14 protein-coding genes are annotated in these 17,650 nt (G+C 54.6%); 7 read left to right on the top strand and 7 right to left on the bottom strand.

The genetic code is table 11. The features are described 5' to 3' along the window. Positions 1-38: 38 nt before the first annotated feature. Genes CFA77_RS16505 through fliF form a run of 5 tightly spaced genes read right to left on the bottom strand, consistent with a single transcriptional unit; the run spans position 39 to position 4,319 of the window. The gene (locus CFA77_RS16505) at positions 39-1,157 is read right to left on the bottom strand and encodes a FliG C-terminal domain-containing protein (protein ID WP_206991612.1); all 1,119 of its coding nucleotides are present in this window, start codon (positions 1,155-1,157) and stop codon (positions 39-41) included. Then, on the bottom strand, positions 1,154-1,936 hold the full coding sequence (fliP, locus tag CFA77_RS16510) for a flagellar type III secretion system pore protein FliP (protein WP_206991613.1): 783 nt from the start codon (positions 1,934-1,936) through the stop codon (positions 1,154-1,156). The genes CFA77_RS16505 and fliP overlap by 4 nt, the downstream gene beginning before the upstream one ends. After that, entirely contained in the window at positions 1,920-2,243 is a 324-nt protein-coding gene (locus tag CFA77_RS16515) for a FliM/FliN family flagellar motor switch protein (RefSeq protein ID WP_206991614.1), read from the bottom strand. The genes fliP and CFA77_RS16515 overlap by 17 nt, the downstream gene beginning before the upstream one ends. Continuing rightward, complete coding sequence (locus CFA77_RS16520; protein WP_206991615.1) at positions 2,243-2,806, bottom strand: hypothetical protein; 564 nt, start codon at positions 2,804-2,806, stop codon at positions 2,243-2,245. The genes CFA77_RS16515 and CFA77_RS16520 overlap by 1 nt, the downstream gene beginning before the upstream one ends. Further along, on the bottom strand, positions 2,799-4,319 hold the full coding sequence (gene fliF, locus CFA77_RS16525; protein ID WP_206991616.1) for a flagellar basal-body MS-ring/collar protein FliF: 1,521 nt from the start codon (positions 4,317-4,319) through the stop codon (positions 2,799-2,801). Before fliF ends, CFA77_RS16520 begins: the two co-directional genes overlap by 8 nt. Positions 4,320-4,434: 115 nt before the next feature. Here fliF and fliL point away from each other — a divergent pair, with 115 nt between their 5' ends. From fliL to CFA77_RS16540, 3 genes are read left to right on the top strand one after another with little or no spacing between them, the layout of a single operon-like run. Then, positions 4,435-4,947 (top strand): flagellar basal body-associated protein FliL, encoded by a 513-nt coding sequence (gene fliL / locus CFA77_RS16530; RefSeq protein ID WP_206991617.1) that lies wholly within the window; start codon positions 4,435-4,437, stop codon positions 4,945-4,947. Between the two features lies 1 nt (position 4,948). Next, entirely contained in the window at positions 4,949-5,467 is a 519-nt protein-coding gene (locus tag CFA77_RS16535) for a hypothetical protein (protein WP_206991618.1), read from the top strand. Further along, complete coding sequence (locus CFA77_RS16540) at positions 5,451-6,056, top strand: MotE family protein (protein ID WP_051607780.1); 606 nt, start codon at positions 5,451-5,453, stop codon at positions 6,054-6,056. Before CFA77_RS16535 ends, CFA77_RS16540 begins: the two co-directional genes overlap by 17 nt. Positions 6,057-6,081: 25 nt before the next feature. Here the strand turns inward: CFA77_RS16540 and CFA77_RS16545 are convergent, their stop codons facing one another. After that, a complete protein-coding gene (locus CFA77_RS16545; RefSeq protein WP_206991619.1) occupies positions 6,082-6,852 on the bottom strand; it encodes a response regulator in 771 nt (256 codons plus the stop codon). Between the two features lie 443 nt (positions 6,853-7,295). Here CFA77_RS16545 and CFA77_RS16550 point away from each other — a divergent pair, with 443 nt between their 5' ends. The 3 genes from CFA77_RS16550 (at position 7,296) to CFA77_RS16560 (ending at position 15,263) form a co-directional block, all read left to right on the top strand. Continuing rightward, positions 7,296-10,490 carry a PAS domain S-box protein gene (locus CFA77_RS16550; RefSeq protein WP_206991620.1) on the top strand — a complete coding sequence of 1,065 codons (3,195 nt, stop codon included), beginning with the start codon at positions 7,296-7,298 and terminating at the stop codon, positions 10,488-10,490. 222 nt (positions 10,491-10,712) lie between these two features. Then, a complete protein-coding gene (locus CFA77_RS16555; protein ID WP_206991621.1) occupies positions 10,713-13,490 on the top strand; it encodes a TonB-dependent receptor in 2,778 nt (925 codons plus the stop codon). Between the two features lie 150 nt (positions 13,491-13,640). After that, entirely contained in the window at positions 13,641-15,263 is a 1,623-nt protein-coding gene (locus CFA77_RS16560; protein ID WP_206991622.1) for a family 43 glycosylhydrolase, read from the top strand. On the opposite strand, the gene CFA77_RS16565 is transcribed toward CFA77_RS16560, so the two are convergent. After that, positions 15,260-16,069 carry a 2-keto-4-pentenoate hydratase gene (locus tag CFA77_RS16565; RefSeq protein ID WP_206991623.1) on the bottom strand — a complete coding sequence of 270 codons (810 nt, stop codon included), beginning with the start codon at positions 16,067-16,069 and terminating at the stop codon, positions 15,260-15,262. The two genes, CFA77_RS16560 and CFA77_RS16565, sit on opposite strands and share 4 nt — an antisense overlap. Positions 16,070-16,217: 148 nt before the next feature. On the opposite strand from CFA77_RS16565, the gene CFA77_RS16570 reads away from it, so the two are divergent. Continuing rightward, a complete protein-coding gene (locus tag CFA77_RS16570) occupies positions 16,218-17,603 on the top strand; it encodes a polysaccharide lyase family 1 protein (RefSeq protein WP_242517423.1) in 1,386 nt (461 codons plus the stop codon). Positions 17,604-17,650 lie beyond the last annotated feature (47 nt).

Here is a 17,650-nt window from a genome sequence, read left to right on the forward strand (position 1 = left end):
GTAAGACAAGTTGGACAGGAACTTATTCGTGTCAGGCCCTACTCGGCCTCGTCTTCTTCAGGCTTGCCGACCTTGATCGCCCCTTCCCGCTTGAGGGTCATCAGGGACATCAGGAACTGACGTTGGAGCTTCTCGCCCTTCTCAGCAGATATTTTTCCCACGTCTTCGAGCTGTAGGCGATACTGGTCCGCCAAGCGCGACGAGATGTTGCTGAGCAAATAATCCGAAACTTCCGATCCACCCTCGCGGAGACTCGCAAGGAGTTGGACCATTGTCTCTTCGCCAAGTTCCCGGAATACAATTGCAACAGCTTCTCGGGGCAAAATTTCTGGCAGGCTGCTGATGGTAAACATGACCCGCTCGATGCTTTTCATCTTGCCTTCATGCTCGCTACTGAGGAAGGCCATGATCCGATCACGCTTGTCACTCGGGACAAGGCTGAGCATTTCACCAATGGATTCCAAGTGAGCCGTATCTTCGGTTGCGCCCGGACCAGCTTCAGTATTGTTCAGCAATTCAATCTCGACCATGTGGGCAAGCACGGAATAGATTTCCGGGTCTGGCGCCTCATCCTCGACCAAATGACCGACCACCGGGTCCAGTTGCTCCTCACCCAGAAAGCCGACAATTTCCGATGCCGCAGCGACATCCAATCGGCGCAGGATTAGAGCGATGATATTGGGGGTCAGTGTCAGAAAATAGGTTGCGACCTGTTGCGCATCATAATTCTCAAGCCGCTCCCAGGTGTCGCCAACCTCTTCCACCACAACTTCCTGTTGTGGCTCGCCAGTACCGTATATCTGATCATAGCGTTTCTGATCGAGGATGTTCGCGATGACTTCACGAGCCTTGTCCTGTCCTCCGGAGAACGAACCGCTCGCGGCGCGCAATTCTTTCAGGAAGTCGATTGCAATCTCAACAAGCTGCTCCCGAGGAAGTTTGGAAACTGTTTCCAACGCAGCAGCAACCTGGGCCATGGTCTGGTCATCAAGACGCTCAACGATGGGACGTGCCTCGGCTTCACCAAGCATGGCAATGACCACAGCAGCCTTCTGTGCACGCGTCAGACCCGCAATGCGCGAGGAGCCAGTCTGTGGCCCTGTTCTGGCTACAGCCTGCCTTTGTGTCGGTTGTTTCAACTCTACGACCGAACTCATCCGGCATATCCTCGCAAAAGTGCTTCCGTTATCTTCAACCAGCCATCCGCCAGAACTATGAATCCAACCTTAAAAGGAAGCGAAACCACGGTCGGCGGCACCATCATCATGCCGACTGCCATCAGAACAGATGAGACGACCAGATCAATAACAAGGAATGGCAGGAAAATTACGAAGCCGATCTGAAATGCGTGCTTGATCTCGGACAACATGAATGCCGTCGAAAGCAGAGCGAATGTTGGCTCCTCCCCTTCCACCACAGGGCGGTTCACCGCATCGGCAAGAACAGGGATGGTTTCTGGATCGACACGGGCCGTCATGAATTCACGGAAAGGCGTTGTCGCGGCCGTCCAGGCCTGTCCCTCGTCAATTGTACCCTCCATGTATGGAGAGATGCCTGAAGACCATGCTTCCATGAAGGTTGGCTCCATGACGAAGAAGGTGAGGAACATGGCAAGCGCCATAATGAGCATGTTTGGAGGCGCTTGCTGTACGCCGATGGCCTGACGCAGAAATGAAAAGACAATAATCATGAATGGCAGACAGGTCGCCATCATGGCGATGCCTGGCGCCAGACTGAGCACTGTCACCAAAACAAGCAGTAGTACGACAGAGCCGCTGAGTCCGCCCTCGCCGCCATTCCCAAGGAATCCATCCGGAATGGTTATCTGAGCTGGATCAACGGATTGCGCGTAAGCTGCGCCGGAAAGCGCATACAGGAGAATTAGTATGAACAAGCCGCCAGCAAAACGCGGCAGGTGTTCAAGTCCCCTTAGCATCGGGATCCTCCGCGATCTCCGTGATTTTTACGCCTAAACCACCCTCCTCCGTCTCAATCAACTCGCCTCGCGCGATGAGCCGGTTGTCTACCGAAAGAGATACAGGGTCTTCTATGCGCGCCGCGAGCGCGATCACGGAATCCGGTTTCAAATCCAGTATTTCAGAAACGGTCAGACGCTTCTGGCCGATGGAGACGATCACATTGACCGGGACGTTATAGATGGATCGATAGACTTTGCCGCCCGGCAAGGCCTCATCCTGCTCAATCATGTTTTCGTCCGAAGGCGTCATTTCGGGAATAGCCATCACAATGTTTCCTTCTGATTCGTTTGCATAGACTGCAGTCGGCCAAGGCAGGCCTCCAGCAACCCGTCGAATTCCAACGACAATCCGCCCGTCACCCAGGACACTTCCACACCCTGGCGCTCGGATGCAGGCGTCGGAGAAACGAGGCACCGGTTGGCAAGTTTATTTGAGCGCTGAACAACACCCTGAATGTCATTTGCAAGAAGCTCGGGAGCCGTGATTTCCACTCGATTTGCCGATTCCGGTAACAGGCTTGGCAATTGTCGACCAATCTCTTCTGCCAAGAACATTTTTGAAAGTTCCGGGAACAACTTTTCCGCTATCGCGGTAACCCAGTTCGTTGTTTGAACAAGCAGAAGATCATTCGTACGCTCAATCTCTTCCGACAATCGCGTCAAGAGAACTTCCACATTCGGATCGAGCGCCGGCACAATCTCGGCTGGCGCCTCGGGCTCATGAAAATCTACAGCGGTTACAGTATCCGCCATTGTACTGGCGGTGCCAGCCGTATCGTCAGTAGTCTGGTCAAATCTCGGCAGGTTGGCGAAAGGCGACTCACTCATTGACCAGCGCCTTCCGGTCTTCGTTCAGCCACTCCTGAAGCAGGCTTGCTGTTTCATCCTGGCGCTCCCGAGTATAGTCTTTAAGATAATCCAAGGGGTCGACTGGATCGTTCGTAAGCGCCGGGGTCGTGCCTGCGATTGCACCTGCGTCAGTGCCCAGATCAGATTTCGCTCCCTGAGCCAGTAAGGGCCGGACAACGCCGAAGCCCAGAACAATCACAACCAAACCCAGCAGAATGGCTTGCAAGGCAGACCAGAAATAGCGCTCCGTAAGGGTCTCGACGAGACCGGGAGCGGGTGTGAGCTCTTCGACCTCCAGTTCCTGAAACGGCATCAAGTCTACGGTCAGAGAGTCCCCCCGATCAGCGTTAAGGCCGGCACCAGAAAGGATCAATTGTTCAAAATCGGCCACCAAGCTGCGCATCAAGGGAGCAGAATCTTCGGCGTTGGCATCAAAACCGAGGACTTGTTCGTTTAGCAGTACAGCAACAGAAATACGTTCGATTTCACCCGGTAATGTTTCGGTTTCACGGCGTGTCTCATTGATGTCGTAGACAACACTCTCGGTCGAGTTTTTCACCGTGCTGTTGCCGCCGCCCTGGCTTCCGGCTCCTTGCGGCAGATTACTGGACACGGTGACACCTCCGCCCCCACCACCGCTGGCTTCGCTGGTGTCATTGCTGGTGCGATTGCGAATTACGCGTGAATTCGGGTCAAACACCACTTCGGACACGCGCTGGCGTTGGCGATTGACATCAACCGTCACGGACACGCGCGCATTGCCCGGACCGACACGGGCCTCCAGCAAGCGCAAAATCTTTTGTTCCAGAGTGCTCGACTGGCCCTCGGCGACGATTCCCGGTTCTTCCATGCGGTCGATATTGGGCCCCGCCAGCATACCTCGCTTCGGATCGATCACGGCTACATCGGCCGGATCGAGTCCGGACACGGCGAGGGCGACGAGGTACTGGATCGCCTCAGCCTGGCTCGCACTGATCCGGTTGCTGGAAACCAAGGTCACGGATGCAGTCTGTGATGGGCCGGATCGGGAAAAACCCGATCGAAGGCTGGCACCGATATGCACTCGCGCGGATGATACACCCGGAATGGCCAGCACGGTGCGGGTCAGTTCGCCTTCCTTCGCTCGCCAGTAAGTCGCATTGTACATTTCCGACGTGATCGAGAAGCCATTCACATCATCAAGCAGCTCATAACCGCTGACAGACTGCTGCGGCAGCCCGTCCTTGGCCAGCGCAAAACGAACCGAGTCGCGATCGGAGTTCGGAACAAAGATCGCCTCGCCGCGGATCTCATATTCGACGCCGCGCTTTTCGAGCTCAGCGATCACTTCACCGGTGTGCATCGGGTCCAGTCCGGCATACAACAGGCCCATGGGCTGCTTGACCGCACCTTGAACGAGCAACGACATGGCGAAGACCACACCGGCAACTGCACCCACAAGTGCGAGTTTCTGCGCCGTTGATAGCGCCTTCAGTGTGTCTAAAAGTTTCATAGGCCAGAAAACCCCGATCCCAACGCCATCATTCCATTGGTTAATATTTTCCGCGAAATCATTAACGCTTCCTTTACCCAGAAATTAATAAGCCTTTGTCAGCAGCAATTTTTTATTGGGTAACGTTTTGGCCTCTGACGCGAACACAGAACTTCCTGAAGAAAAGTCTTCCGGTGGTGGGTTGATCCCGCTTGTGGTGTTGGCTGTCGTCAGCATGGCTGGCGCATTCGGGATCGTCTATTTCCTGTCGCCCAATGCCCCTGCGGCAGCACTTGCATGTGCGCCAGGCGAAGGTGGCAAGCCGGCTCATACGCCGCTCGCGCTGGAAGATCACGTCTATGTAGAGTTGCAAGAAATCCTTGTCACGATAGGTAATGAGCCGGCCACTCGCTATGTTAAGATCAAGACTTCTGTCATCTCAGACAACAGTCATGTCAGCGCGGTAAAGAAAGCCGAACCCATGCTGGTCGATGCTTTCGTCGGCTACCTCCGTGCACTTCAGCTCTCTGATTTCGAGTCAGCTGACTTCTACCCGAAGATGAGGGAGCAACTCGCAATGCGATCCGAAATTGTGCTCGGTGCGGATGCTTCGCACGGCGTGCTCGTAACCGAATTCCTGCTACGGTAAGATGATGCCTCTAGATCCCTCCGACATAGCGCTCTTTCTCGTTTCGTTTGCGGCTTGCCTCTACTGTGCCCTGCTCAGCCGCAGGCTCAAGGCCCTGCAAAATACCAAGGATGGCTTGGGCGCATCCATTCGCGCCATGTCCGAATCAGTCGCCGCAGTTTCATCAGCGCGACACGAAGCGAAGGCTCAATCTGGAGAAATAGCAGTTCGACTTACCGCAATCCTCACTGAGGCGCATGACGCTGGCAAGAAGCTGACGGAGTTGAAAGATGCACTCGAAATGAAGGATCGGGAGATTTCCCGCAAGATTCAGGCAGCTGATGCCGAGATTCGCACAACAGTACGCGACGCACTTGCTCAGTCATCAGATAGGGTCGCGGAGATCACGCGGCTGACCAAGCGCCTTGAAGCCGTCGCTAACCAAGCAGCCTCCAGTCTGGACAGTTCCGACTATCTTTTCGAAGACGATGATACGATCAAGACCAAAAGGGTATATGAGAGCTATGGGCATAAAGAGTAGCGGACGCACTCATGTTCTTCTGACGATCGGTGCCTTGTTCACGATCGCAGGCGGGACCCGGTGGTTGCCCCAGGCGTTTGCAACGACAGGTGCGGAATCACTCAGCAGCCGTCCATCTGACGTGCTGCCCAAGAGCTATGTCGACGATTCCGATACTGTGCGGAAGGTTTGCCTTACAGGCGACCTCGTCGAAGCGATGGAGCAAGACCAGAAGACTATCGAGCAACGCATTTCTGACCTGCGGGCCGAAGAAATTCAGTTTCAGAATCGGAAGATGGAACTGGACCAGCAGGCGGAAGACCTCAAATCGATCCAGATCCAGTTGGATGATAGATGGCAACGCATGGCAGAGGCGGCCAATGAGGACATCCAGCACCTTGCCCAGATGTACGGCGCAATGAAACCAGATCAGGCCGCAGGGATCTTCAACCAAATGGACGCCGGCTTCGCGGCGGGCTTCTTGCGGCTCATCCCGAGCGACCAAGCCGGCCTGATCCTTGCCAATATGGAAAACGAAAAGGCATATGTTGTCAGCGTCAAAATCGCGTCGACCAACAGTGACCTACGCGACGACGCGGTCCTGCCTTAGGAGAACTCCGTCGAACTCAGCCACATTAGGCAAAAATGGATGCGTTCACGTGCACGGCGTTGTTCACAGCTTCCCGTACGCGCCAGATATCGAACGGCTTTGGTACCACCCCATCCCGATTCTCACACCCGTCTTCCTCCAACCGCTCGGGGTGCGCCGTAATGAAAATAGTCGGCACCCTATAGCCGAGAGTTTCGCGAATTTTGTGAACGACTGTCCAGCCACAGACGTCGTTGCCCAAATCTATATCCGAGAGGATTAATCCAATGTCCCGCTTTTCTGCAAAGGTCATGGCTTCGTCGCGCGTATAAGCAATTCCAGCGACCCAATGACCAGTTTGCTCCACCAGCACGGAAAGCAGCTCCGCCATATAGGGCTCATCTTCGATGATCAGCACGCCGGTACGTGAGGCAGCTGCAACAACTGGCTCAACACGAGCAATAATGTGGGTGACCTCATCAACATGTAAACCGGTGATCCGCGCCAAATCCTCCGTCCCAAATCCGCCGATTATGGACAATAACAGCACTCGCCGGTCCACGACCTCCAATCCATGTAGAATGGGATGGATACGGTCATTCACCGAATGGGCTTGGGCGATCTGATGCAGCCTGTGGTCAAGTTGACGAAACAGGCACGCCCGATCCACGCCCGTTGAGCCTGCGGCCTGGACTGATCCGATCAAGTCTCCCAAAACATCGCAGACTACCTGGTCGCCGGCATCAATCGATCCCAGCAACAATTGCGCATAGGATCTCAAGGATTTGAGTTCTGAAGAAACGATATCCGAAAACATCTTAGCCCCTTGGTCCCTTGCCTCAATCAAGAGAGTAATTCAGCCGTGTACTCAAAGCATTGTACCACAGAATTTCTCCCACTGCGGGAAAACCGATGATCTAAACTCAATTGAAACAAGTTTCCATCCAAATCAGCAGCTCATCTATTTACCGAGTTAGGGGACACACGATGGGGATACAGGTACCAATTTGTCAGGTCAGTTATGGCGATCGCCCACCCTGTGATCTTTCTGAAGAGATCAGTACTGCTGAACCAAAGGCGATTTCCGGGTATTTGCACAGGCACAGCTGTGAGCGCCGTGTTGCGTTGGCTACATTCTGATTGAAAATGTCTCCATGCCGGGCAGCTTCCGCATGAATTCGCCTGCGGCAGAGCACGGGCAATCACACAATCCGTCTGCATGCGGACTGCAAGACGGCAACACAAACACGGATCTGATCCATGCCAAGCGCAGCTCCTAACACCTCATCAGCCACTAGAAAAACCAGTCGCGCCACCAGCCGCCTCGGCATGTTGGCTAGAAGCCTAGGTGTCGGAATCGTCATTTTCGTCGTTGCCGTCGCGATGATCGAGTTAACGCGCGGCGCTGGGCGTGTGGCCGCCGTCTGGCCAGCGAATGCAATCCTGATCGTCTTGCTTTTGAAGAACCCGCGCAGGAACTGGATTCCCCTTCTCACGGCAATGATGACCGCGCTGGTGCTCGCAAACATCTATTCAGGAGACCCGGTTCTCCGGGCGTTCATTCTGGCTCTGGCAAACGTAGCAGAAGTCTGCTGCGTCGCCTTTATTTTCATGTACCAGCGCAAAATACGGTTCATCAGCCTGGCGGGAATTTCTACTTTGATCATGGGCGGATTCGTCGGCAGCCTCTTGTCATCCCTTATGGCTGCAACAGGATTGTTCACGAGTGGAGAGACCCTCGTGCTCTCTGAAGCCCTCGTATGGTTCTCAGCAGACTTTCTGGGCATAGTTCTGTTCACTCCGATAATCTGGTCTTTGGCGGATCGCTCGAAAAAATTCGTCAGCACGTCGCCTGACCTTCAATACATTCTCAAGCTGGGGCTATTGTGTGCGACGACTTTCTTCGTTTTCGCCCAGAGCGACTATCCATTCCTCTTTCTCGTACCCCCCGCGCTCGTATTCCTCGCCTTTGGGGGAGGCGTAAAAGCGGCCGCCATTGGACTACTCACGATCACGGCAATCGCTTTGCCGTTCACGTTGGCTGGCACTGGCCCAGTACACTTGATGTCAGCCGAATTCACTTCCAAGATTCTGGCACTTCAACTATTCTTGGCGACAAACTCCATTCTCGGGCTCGCTGTCGGAGCAGCCTCTTCGGACCGCCGTCGACTGATCAATCATATCAGACGGTCTCGAGAACGCTTGTCGAGCAAGTCACGCGAACAACAGGAGATGCTGACAAAGGCTCACTTGGCCGAGCGTATGGCGGGCGTAGGTCACTGGACTCTGAACCCATCCACTCAGGAAGTGGACTGGTCGCCGGAAGTTTATGCAATTCACGGCGTCACAAAAGAAGAATTCAACCCGATGTATGGCGACGCGATAATGTTCTACGCAGAGGAAGACCGCGATCGTGTGCGGGCTCTGGTCGAGCGCGCTGTCAACAACGCCGTAGGCTGGGAATTTCAAGCCACGATAGTTCGAAAGTCGGATGGCAAGAGGCGGCGCGTGCGCTCTATCGGAGATTTTCTTGTGGACAAGACCGGGAAGGTCGAGCGAGTGTTCGGCGTGTTCAAGGATGTCACAGACGAGCAGGTTGTACTTGAAGCACTTGCGAATAGCGAATCCAAGTACCGGACCCTCGCGGAGAACTCTACAGACATCATTGTAAAGTTCGGTTTGGATGGAATCATCACCTATGCGTCGCCCGCATGCGAGATTTTGGGTGTTTCGCCAGAAGATGCAATTGGCTTGTCAACGTTGGACTTCGCGATTCCGGAAGACCGCGGACGTGCGTCAGAAATCACCCAATCACTATTCCAGAATGACGCTATTGATCCATCTGTGCAAAGAGAATTTCGAGTGAAGAACAAGCACGGCAATGTGATCTGGCTGGAGGGAAATCCGAAGCTCATTCAGGGTGAGGATGGTCGCCCCCGCGAGGTAATATCGACCTTCCGGGACATCACGGATCGCAAGGAAAGGGAGCAGGCCTTGGCCGAAGCCCGCGCTGAAGCCGAAGCTGCTGGCAAGGCAAAAGCGGAGTTCCTCTCGAATATGAGCCACGAAATTCGTACGCCCCTGAATGGTATTCTTGGCTTCACGCAATTGTTGGAGCAGACGGATCTGAATGAAGAGCAAAGGCTGTTCACTACCCGCACGATGAAGGCCGGGCGCCTATTGAAAGATATAGTCAACGATATTCTGGATTACTCCAAGATCGAGGCAGAAAGCATCCAGTTGGAAGAGCGTGCTGTCGACATTGCTCAACTTGTTCAGGATACGATCGACCTTGTTCACGCTGCAAGGGATTCTCGGTCGGTGCCGTTGACATCCGCCGTGGAGAGCAAAGGCGCCCTCATTGACGAAGTTCGGCTGAAACAGATACTGACCAATCTGATCGGAAATGCCGCAAAATTCACAACCGAAGGATCAGTCCGAGTCAGCGCCTCCCAGGAGGGAGACTTGCTGAAGTTTGAAGTGGCAGATACCGGGCCTGGTATCCCCGATGACAAACTGGAAAGCGTCTTTGAAGGGTTCAAGCAGGCTGACAATAGCGTCACTCGAAAGTTTGGCGGCACAGGCTTGGGGCTTTCCATAAGTCGATCTCTTGCCCGGCTAATGGGGGGAGAATTGCACCTGGAAAGCAAACTTGGACGGGGTACGGTTGCGAAACTGGTATTGCCGTTCAAACCTGCGGAAGTGCCGATGTCCGACTTCCGCTCGACTGCCAAAACCCCACAACTCGGAAAGCTCAAGATCATGGCCGTTGACGATGTCGCCATGAATTTGGAACTGATTGAATTGGGGCTCGAAAAGTTCGGTCACTCGGTTCAGGGCTTTCTGTCGGCGCATGGTGCGCTCTCGTCCCTTCGTAAGGGCGACACGTATGATATCATCCTGATGGATGTCCAGATGCCGGAATTCGATGGCATTGCTGCGACACGCGAGATTCGGGCTCTGTCTGCGCCAGCCAGTCAAATTCCGATTGTAGCACTGACCGCAAATGTCCTGCCCGAACAGATCGCCGAGTGTATGAAAGCTGGCATGACGGATCATGCCCCCAAGCCGATTGATATCGTTCAACTAAATGCGCTTGTTTCAGCCCTCACCACACAGCAGGCTGGTCAGGCCGATTCCACCCATCAGCAACAACCTGTCAACGATCCGATGGAGCAACTCAAGCTCAAATATCGGGACTACCTCACCACAGTACCTGCAGAGTTCGCGGCCATCTTGGACAAAGAGGACCGCAAAGTGGTGCTGGAAGAGATCCGTCAATTGTCTCACTCTATTGCCGGCAGCGCCGGTAGCTTCGGTTACACAGAAGTCTCAACCGCCGCATTTTCTCTGGAATCGGTCGCGCGGGACATGAGCGAGAGCGGCAAACTCACAGTAGAACTGGCTGAGAGCTTGAGCGAATTTATTCGGGTCACAGAGCAACTTGTTGCCTGACCTAGGCCCACGGCGCGTGGCGATTCCCAGTTGAATATGGAATCCGATACCCATGAAACAGAGAGCCGTCGGCACCCCCGATGAGCAGAATTACGCCAAGCAAGCCCAACCTCGGATCACGAATCGAAACGAGACAGACTTGAACAGCGGGGTGAAATAGGATAACCATTCCTGACACCGGTGTCATTCGGTGATAAAATAAATATCGGGAGGAAAATTAGAATGCGGGTATCCACCAGAGTCAGAATCCTTGCGGGCGCGTCCCTGGCCAGCCTAATGCTGTCAGGTTCCATAGCGTATGCGCAGGAAACCATAGATGAACCATCGGCAGATGAGGCAGACCAAGTACTCGACAGTGTCGTGGTAACCGGTTTCCGTGATTCACTTGCTGAAGCACTTGATCTCAAGAAACAATCGACCGGAGTGGTCGATGCCATCGTCGCTGAAGACATTGCCGCTTTTCCAGACCTGAACCTCGCTGAATCGCTTCAGCGCATTCCCGGCATCGCGATTGATCGTCAGGCTGGCGAAGGTCGACGCATCACGGTGCGAGGCCTCTCGGGCGACTTCACGCGTGTGCGCATCAACGGTATGGACGCCTTGTCCACCGGTGGTGGATCAGACGCCTCTGGTGGTACAAACCGCAGCCGCTCGTTCGATTTCAATACATTTGCGTCCGAGTTGTTCAGCCAACTGGTTGTTCGAAAGTCACAGTCCTCGTCCATTGAGGAAGGATCGCTTGGTGCAGTTGTCGAACTTCAGACGGCGCGTCCTCTGGACTATGACGATGGGTGGACCTTCTCGGCATCCGCACAGGCCCTCTACAATGATCTCGTAGAAGACACGTCGCCTCGCCTTGCCGGCCTAGCTTCCTACAAGAACGACACTGGCACGTTTGGCGCGCTGGTTTCTGCAGCATTTCAAGACCGCACAATCCGCGAAGAAGGCTTTTCTTCTGTCCGATTTGATGATCAAGGCACATTCCGTTCTGTGAACGGCGCAGGCTGTATTGGCGCGGACCCGATGCCAGCTGCCTGTGAGGAAGTCCGCAACTCCTATTATGCGCGCATCCCGCGCTATGGTCGCCTCACTTATGATCAGGAACGCACCGGTCTAACCGGCGCACTACAATTCCGTCCAACTGACCGGACCACAATCACGGTGGAAGGACTCTACTCTGAGCTGGATGCACAGCGCGACGAAGAGTTCCTGCAGGTCTTCGTACGATCGAATACCGACAATATTGCGGTAACGGACTACAACGTGAATAGCGATGGCGTTCTGGACTATCTGCAAGGCGATGTCCTCGCCGATACGAGCAACGGCATCATCCCGATGCGCAGCGAACATCGCCGGGACTACTACACGACCGAGTTCACGCAGCTGACACTCGAAGTCGAACACGACTTCTCCGACACGCTGCGGGGTTCTTTCTTTGCAGGTCAGTCCTCATCCAGCTTTGATAACCCGGTTCAGGCGACAGTTTTCTTTGACGCTGCCAACCCGGTCGAAGGTTATAGCTATGATTTTCGGAACGATTTGAATCTCCCGGCCATCAGCTATGGCAACACGGATGTAACGGATCCGTCCCAATTCCTGTTCACGCAGTTCCGGAATCGCCCTCAGGGGTCTGACAATGATTTCGAGACCGTCCGGGCCGATCTGTATTATGACTTCTCCCCAACCATGACATTGTCGGGTGGACTGAGTTTCAAGAAATATGACTTCTCGACACGCGAAATCCGTATCGACGGCAATGTCGCAGATCTCGACGGCTTCACCGAGCCGCCAGTCGTCAGTGGTGACTTGGTTGGACTGGTAAGCGGTTATGGAAACGGATTGGACTACGGCTCCAACGATACGTCGTGGGTTAGCGCCAATTGGGACGCCGCCATCGACTTGAGCGGCATCCTGGATATCACAGGGGACATCGGCTCAAGGCCTCAAAGCAACCGTTCGGTCGAAGAAGAAGACTTGGGCGGCTACGTCCAGCTCGACTTCGAAACCGACCTGTCAGGCATGAATCTCCGTGGAGATATCGGTGCGCGGTATGTTGAAACGACTACCACTGCTTCGGGTTATGTGCCTGGCAGTGGCGGACTTGCGCTCCGCACGGTGGAAAACTCCTATACAGATTTCCTTCCGGCGCTGAACCTTGTTCTGGAAGCCTCCGACCAAATTCAGTTCCGCGCTGGCGTCGCCAAAGTCATGGCCCGACCATCGCTCGGAAATCTGACACCGGGCGGTAGCCTCGATACGTTCAGCGGCGAGCCATATACATTCAGCATCGGAAATCCTGAGCTCGATCCCTACCGGGCCACAGCTTTTGACCTCAGCGCCGAATGGTATTTTGCAGAGGAGAGCCTTCTGGCTGTGTCGTTCTTCTACAAGGACGTGGAATCCTTCTTCCTGACCCCTGCCAGCAACGAAGTGGCTTTCAGTTCACTCGGTCTGCCGGCCAGCGTGGCCTCTTCGACCAGCCCACTGGGAGAAGATCTGGCGAACGGGCTTGATCCGATCGTCGCGGTCAGCCAGGTGGCAAATGGTGGAGAAGCCTCGATCCAGGGTCTGGAACTTGTGTACCAGCAACCCTTCTTCTTCCTGCCGGGTCTTCTACAGAATGCCGGATTTGTAGGGAACCTAACCTATGTCGATTCCGACGAAATCAGAAACTTCTCGGAAATCTCGCACAACATGACTCTGTACTATGAGACAGACCGGTTCTCGGCACGCGTATCCGGTGCGTATCGGGATGAATACCAAACCCGAGCTCCAAATAGTTCGGGACGCACCGAAGGTCGCGAGGAGCGGGGTGTCGCATCGACCTACAACGTGGATCTGTCGATGTCATACGCGCTGACAGATCAGCTCGACCTGACCTTTGAGGGCATCAATCTGACGGATGAGTTCGAGCATCAGACATTTGACCAGCTCAATCTCCCGACCCTCTACCATCATACCGGCCGGAACTTCCTGTTCGGCGCCCGGTATACATTCTAGGGAACTTTCGGGGTACGGAACGGCGACACAATCTGAAGCCGCCGGTCCAGATCATTCGATATAGTTTTGAAAATTGCGATCCTCCCAAGGCGCATTTTCTGAGTGGCCCCGGCGAGATCCTCGCAGGGGCCACTTTTTAAGGTGCAACATATGAAGAACTCTCTGACCCGACGCCGAAGCCTGCTTCTCCTGGGGACGACACTCGCCACGAAGGCTTGCACGACGCCCGCTTCAGAAGCTGCCGTCAGAAGCGAATCCCCCGCTCCGAATCGTCCGGACTGGGGAAGAGGACACGAGAATCAAAGAATCGCTGACCGCAAGGATGGGACATTCCTGAACCCGATTTTCTCGGGCGACAGGCCGGACCCCTCAATTATCAGAGACTGCGATACCTACTATCTCACATTCTCAAGCTTTGACGCTTACCCTGGTCTGTTCATCTGGCAGTCGACCGATTTGGTGAATTGGCAACCTGTGGGTCCGGCGCTAACCCATCCCATCGGCTCGGTATGGGCACCCGATCTCATAAAGCATGGGGATCGTTTTTACATTTACATTCCTGCACGGAGCAAGAACAGAAAATCCATCTATGTCATTTACGCCAATCAAATAGACGGGCCATGGAGCAAACCCGTCGATCTGGACCTCCCGGATCATATTGATCCCGCCCACGCGATTGGCGAAGATGGCAAGAGATACCTTTTCCTGTCAAACGGCGATCTGGTTGAACTCTCAGACGACGGCCTTTCGACCGTTGGAGATGTGGAACACATCTACGACCCCTGGCGATATCCTGATGACTGGGATGTCGAATGTTTTTGTCCGGAGGGACCCAAAATCCTCCGAAAGGATAACTGGTTCTATATGCTGACAGCCGTGGGTGGCACTGCCGGTCCCCCTACCGGGCACATGGTCATTGCGGCGCGCGCCCGATCCGTCAAAGGACCGTGGCAACATGCACCGAACAATCCTCAAGTCCGCACCACCGACCGCTCCGAATCCTGGTGGTCGAGAGGACATGCCACCCTCATTGAAGGACCGGCGGGCGATTGGTGGATGATTTCACACGGTTATGAGAACGGGTTCTGGACGCTTGGAAGGCAATGCCTCTTGGAGCCAATCCGTTGGAGAGAAGACGGCTGGTTTGAATCGTTGGGCGGAGACCTGTCAACCCCCTTCCCCAAACCCTTACCCAGCCAGCATCAGCCTCATGGTCTTCCGCTTTCTGATGATTTCTCGACCTCGTCACTGGGTCCGCAATGGGTGTTCTATGATCCTTCGCCTGTTGAACATGATCGCATTGACCTTGATGGTGATGGATTGCGCATGACCGCGAAGGGTGAGACCCCGGCCGACACATCGCCTCTTTGTGTGATCCCCGGAGATCGCGCCTATGAAGTGACGGCACGGATGGAACTGGACCCGGGGTCACGTGCAGGACTTCTCCTGTTTTACAATTCAGGATTATACTGCGGTTTGAGCTACGGACCGGAGGGCCTCGTCATGCATCGCTATGGTCAGGAGCGTTCACGTCCGAACGATTTGGATGCTGGCCTCACACACCTTGAAATCAAGGTTCGCAACGACAATCACGTCGTCACATTCTTTACCCGTCTGCCGGGCGAAAGATGGAAGAAATTCGATGTTCAGATGGAAGTGTCTGGCTATCACCACAATACGGCATATGACTTCCTCAGCCTCCGCCCAGGATTGATGGCGGCCGGGAAGGGTCATGTTCGTTTCAGTCAGTTCCGGTACAAAGCACTTTCCTAAGCGGCGGTACCGACAAATTTTCCGACGGAGGACAGCCGCAGATCGATATCCCGGGCCCCTCGGGTTCGAATCACGGCTTTCTGACCTACACTTGCGGCGTGAACACCTGTCACCGCTCCAGTCGAGATTGCCATCCCCTTCTTCAACGGCATTCCGCGACGCGCGGCGTTTTCTAGCATGAAGCGCAAGGATTCAATCGGACCTCCGGGAATCCCGCTCGCATCTCCTGTGCCGACAGTAAGTCCATCAATCGTGGTTTCAAACGGCCAACGGTTAAATTCCAGAGATCGCCATTCAGGCAATTCATCGCCAATGATCAGACCATGATTGTTGCCGAAATCAGATATTGTCACCAGCGGCCCGTGATCATTGATTTCGGAAAAAGGGCTGCTGGCGATTTCTACACCCGCATGAATCGAGCCGACCAAGGCGATCGCGTCCTCTGTGGAATACTCGGTCTTCGAAGGTTCTGCATCGGACGAGACAATCAGTACACACTCCCCTTCAACCGCCGAAAATCCTTCTGCATAAACGGGGGTTTCCATGACTCCGACCGTCTGATTGTGGATTTGCGATTTGAAAATCGGGCCCGCCAAGCGATCCGTTCCATAACGATCAATGTCTGCCCCATTAATGCGGCCAACTTTCCAACCAGCTAGCTCGTCGGGCCACATATCGATGGCGGCATCCTGTATGGAATAGGCCTCGGAAATGGATTGGGGCACAGTGCCCGGATACTCAGCCAGACTGCCGGCGGCAAGTCGCGCCTGAACGAATTTTTTTGCTATATTTTCAACTACGCTCACGCTTTTTCCTCAGCCTGCCTATCTTGGGGTAGACACTATAGGAAACCGGTGTCATTTTCAAACCTCCATAGTGATAAAAAGTGATCCGGAACGAGCGAATACTTGAAATCGGTCGGCAAATCCGGGGACAAGAAGTGAGGAAACACCCATGGCGAGACCGAATTACGCTCCCTTCCCAAGAATGATTGCTGCGTCAGCGCTGTTGGTCCTGTCCGGCTGCGCCACCGCACAGCCGCTAGGTGTCGCTCCAGCGGAGACTGAAACAACAGCCTCTGTACCAGTTGCCCCGTGGATGGGTCCGCTCGGGCCAGCAGCAATGACGGCGGGAGGGCGCGGCGGAGAAATCGTCAGAGTGACAAGCTTGGAATCCGATGGACCTGGTACACTCAGAGCAGCGCTGGAGGCCGATGGTCCCAATATCATCGTTTTTGAAGTGGGCGGCGTCATTGATCTTGATGGCAACAATTTGCGAGTTAGCTCGTCCAACACAACAATTGCGGGCCAGACCGCGCCGTCACCTGGCATTACCCTTATACGTGGTGGCATGGTTATCACCGGCGACGACATTATCGTTCAGCACATGCGTATTCGCCCGGGCGATCTGGGTGAAGGCTTACGAAGCGGCCGAGACATAGATGCGATCACGACGATCGCAGCTCACAATGTTATTGTCGACCACTGTTCGCTTAGCTGGGCGACGGATGAAAACCTGTCCGCTTCCGGCCCACGTTTCACCGGCGAAACTCCCAAAGACTGGCGCGAAGGCACATCACACACAATCGCCTATACCAACAACATCATCGCTGAAGGTCTGTCCCATTCGACACATGCGAAGGGAGAGCACTCAAAGGGATCGCTCATACATGACAATGTCAGCGATATCCTGATCTACGGAAATCTATACGCTCACAATTTCGAGCGCAGCCCACTTTTCAAGGGCGGCGTACAAGGCGCGATCGTGAACAATTTCATCTATAATCCCGGACAGCGCGGCGTTCACTATAATCTGCAAGGACTGGAATGGGGCGACGTGCCTGCGGAGACGGGCCGAATGGACCTGATCGGCAACGTGATGCGCGCGGGCCCCTCGACCAGCGAACGGTTACCGCTACTCATGATTGGGGGCGATGGCGACCTGGACCTCCACATGTCTGGCAACATCTCCATAGATCACTGGGGTCATGAATTGCCGGAGCTTGGGCGCTACACATCATCTTCCACTCAGATTGCAGAACAGTCTGAACCTTCTGACATTGTTGCAGGGTTGCCAATTTTGGCTGCGAATCAGGTTGAGCGCTACGTCCTGAAGAACGCTGGCGCGCGCCCTTGGGACAGGGACTCAGTGGACGTTCGCATTTTGGCCGACACGGCGGAGGGGCGCGGTGAAATCATCGACAGTCAAAATCAAGTCGGCGGATATCCGACCGCGAGTCCGACCCACCGCGCCTTTGATCCGGCCCTGTGGGATTTGGAGACGATGCAACCTGCCGCACCAGAAGCGCTAGACTCCGGCTTGAAAGCCAAGGGGACTTGAAGCCACCCCAAATCACGTCAAAAAGAGACGATGCATAGCAAGGCTTT

Origin of the sequence: Hyphomonas sp. KY3, from assembly GCF_017309975.1 — a bacterium.
GTDB lineage: Bacteria > Pseudomonadota > Alphaproteobacteria > Caulobacterales > Hyphomonadaceae > Hyphomonas.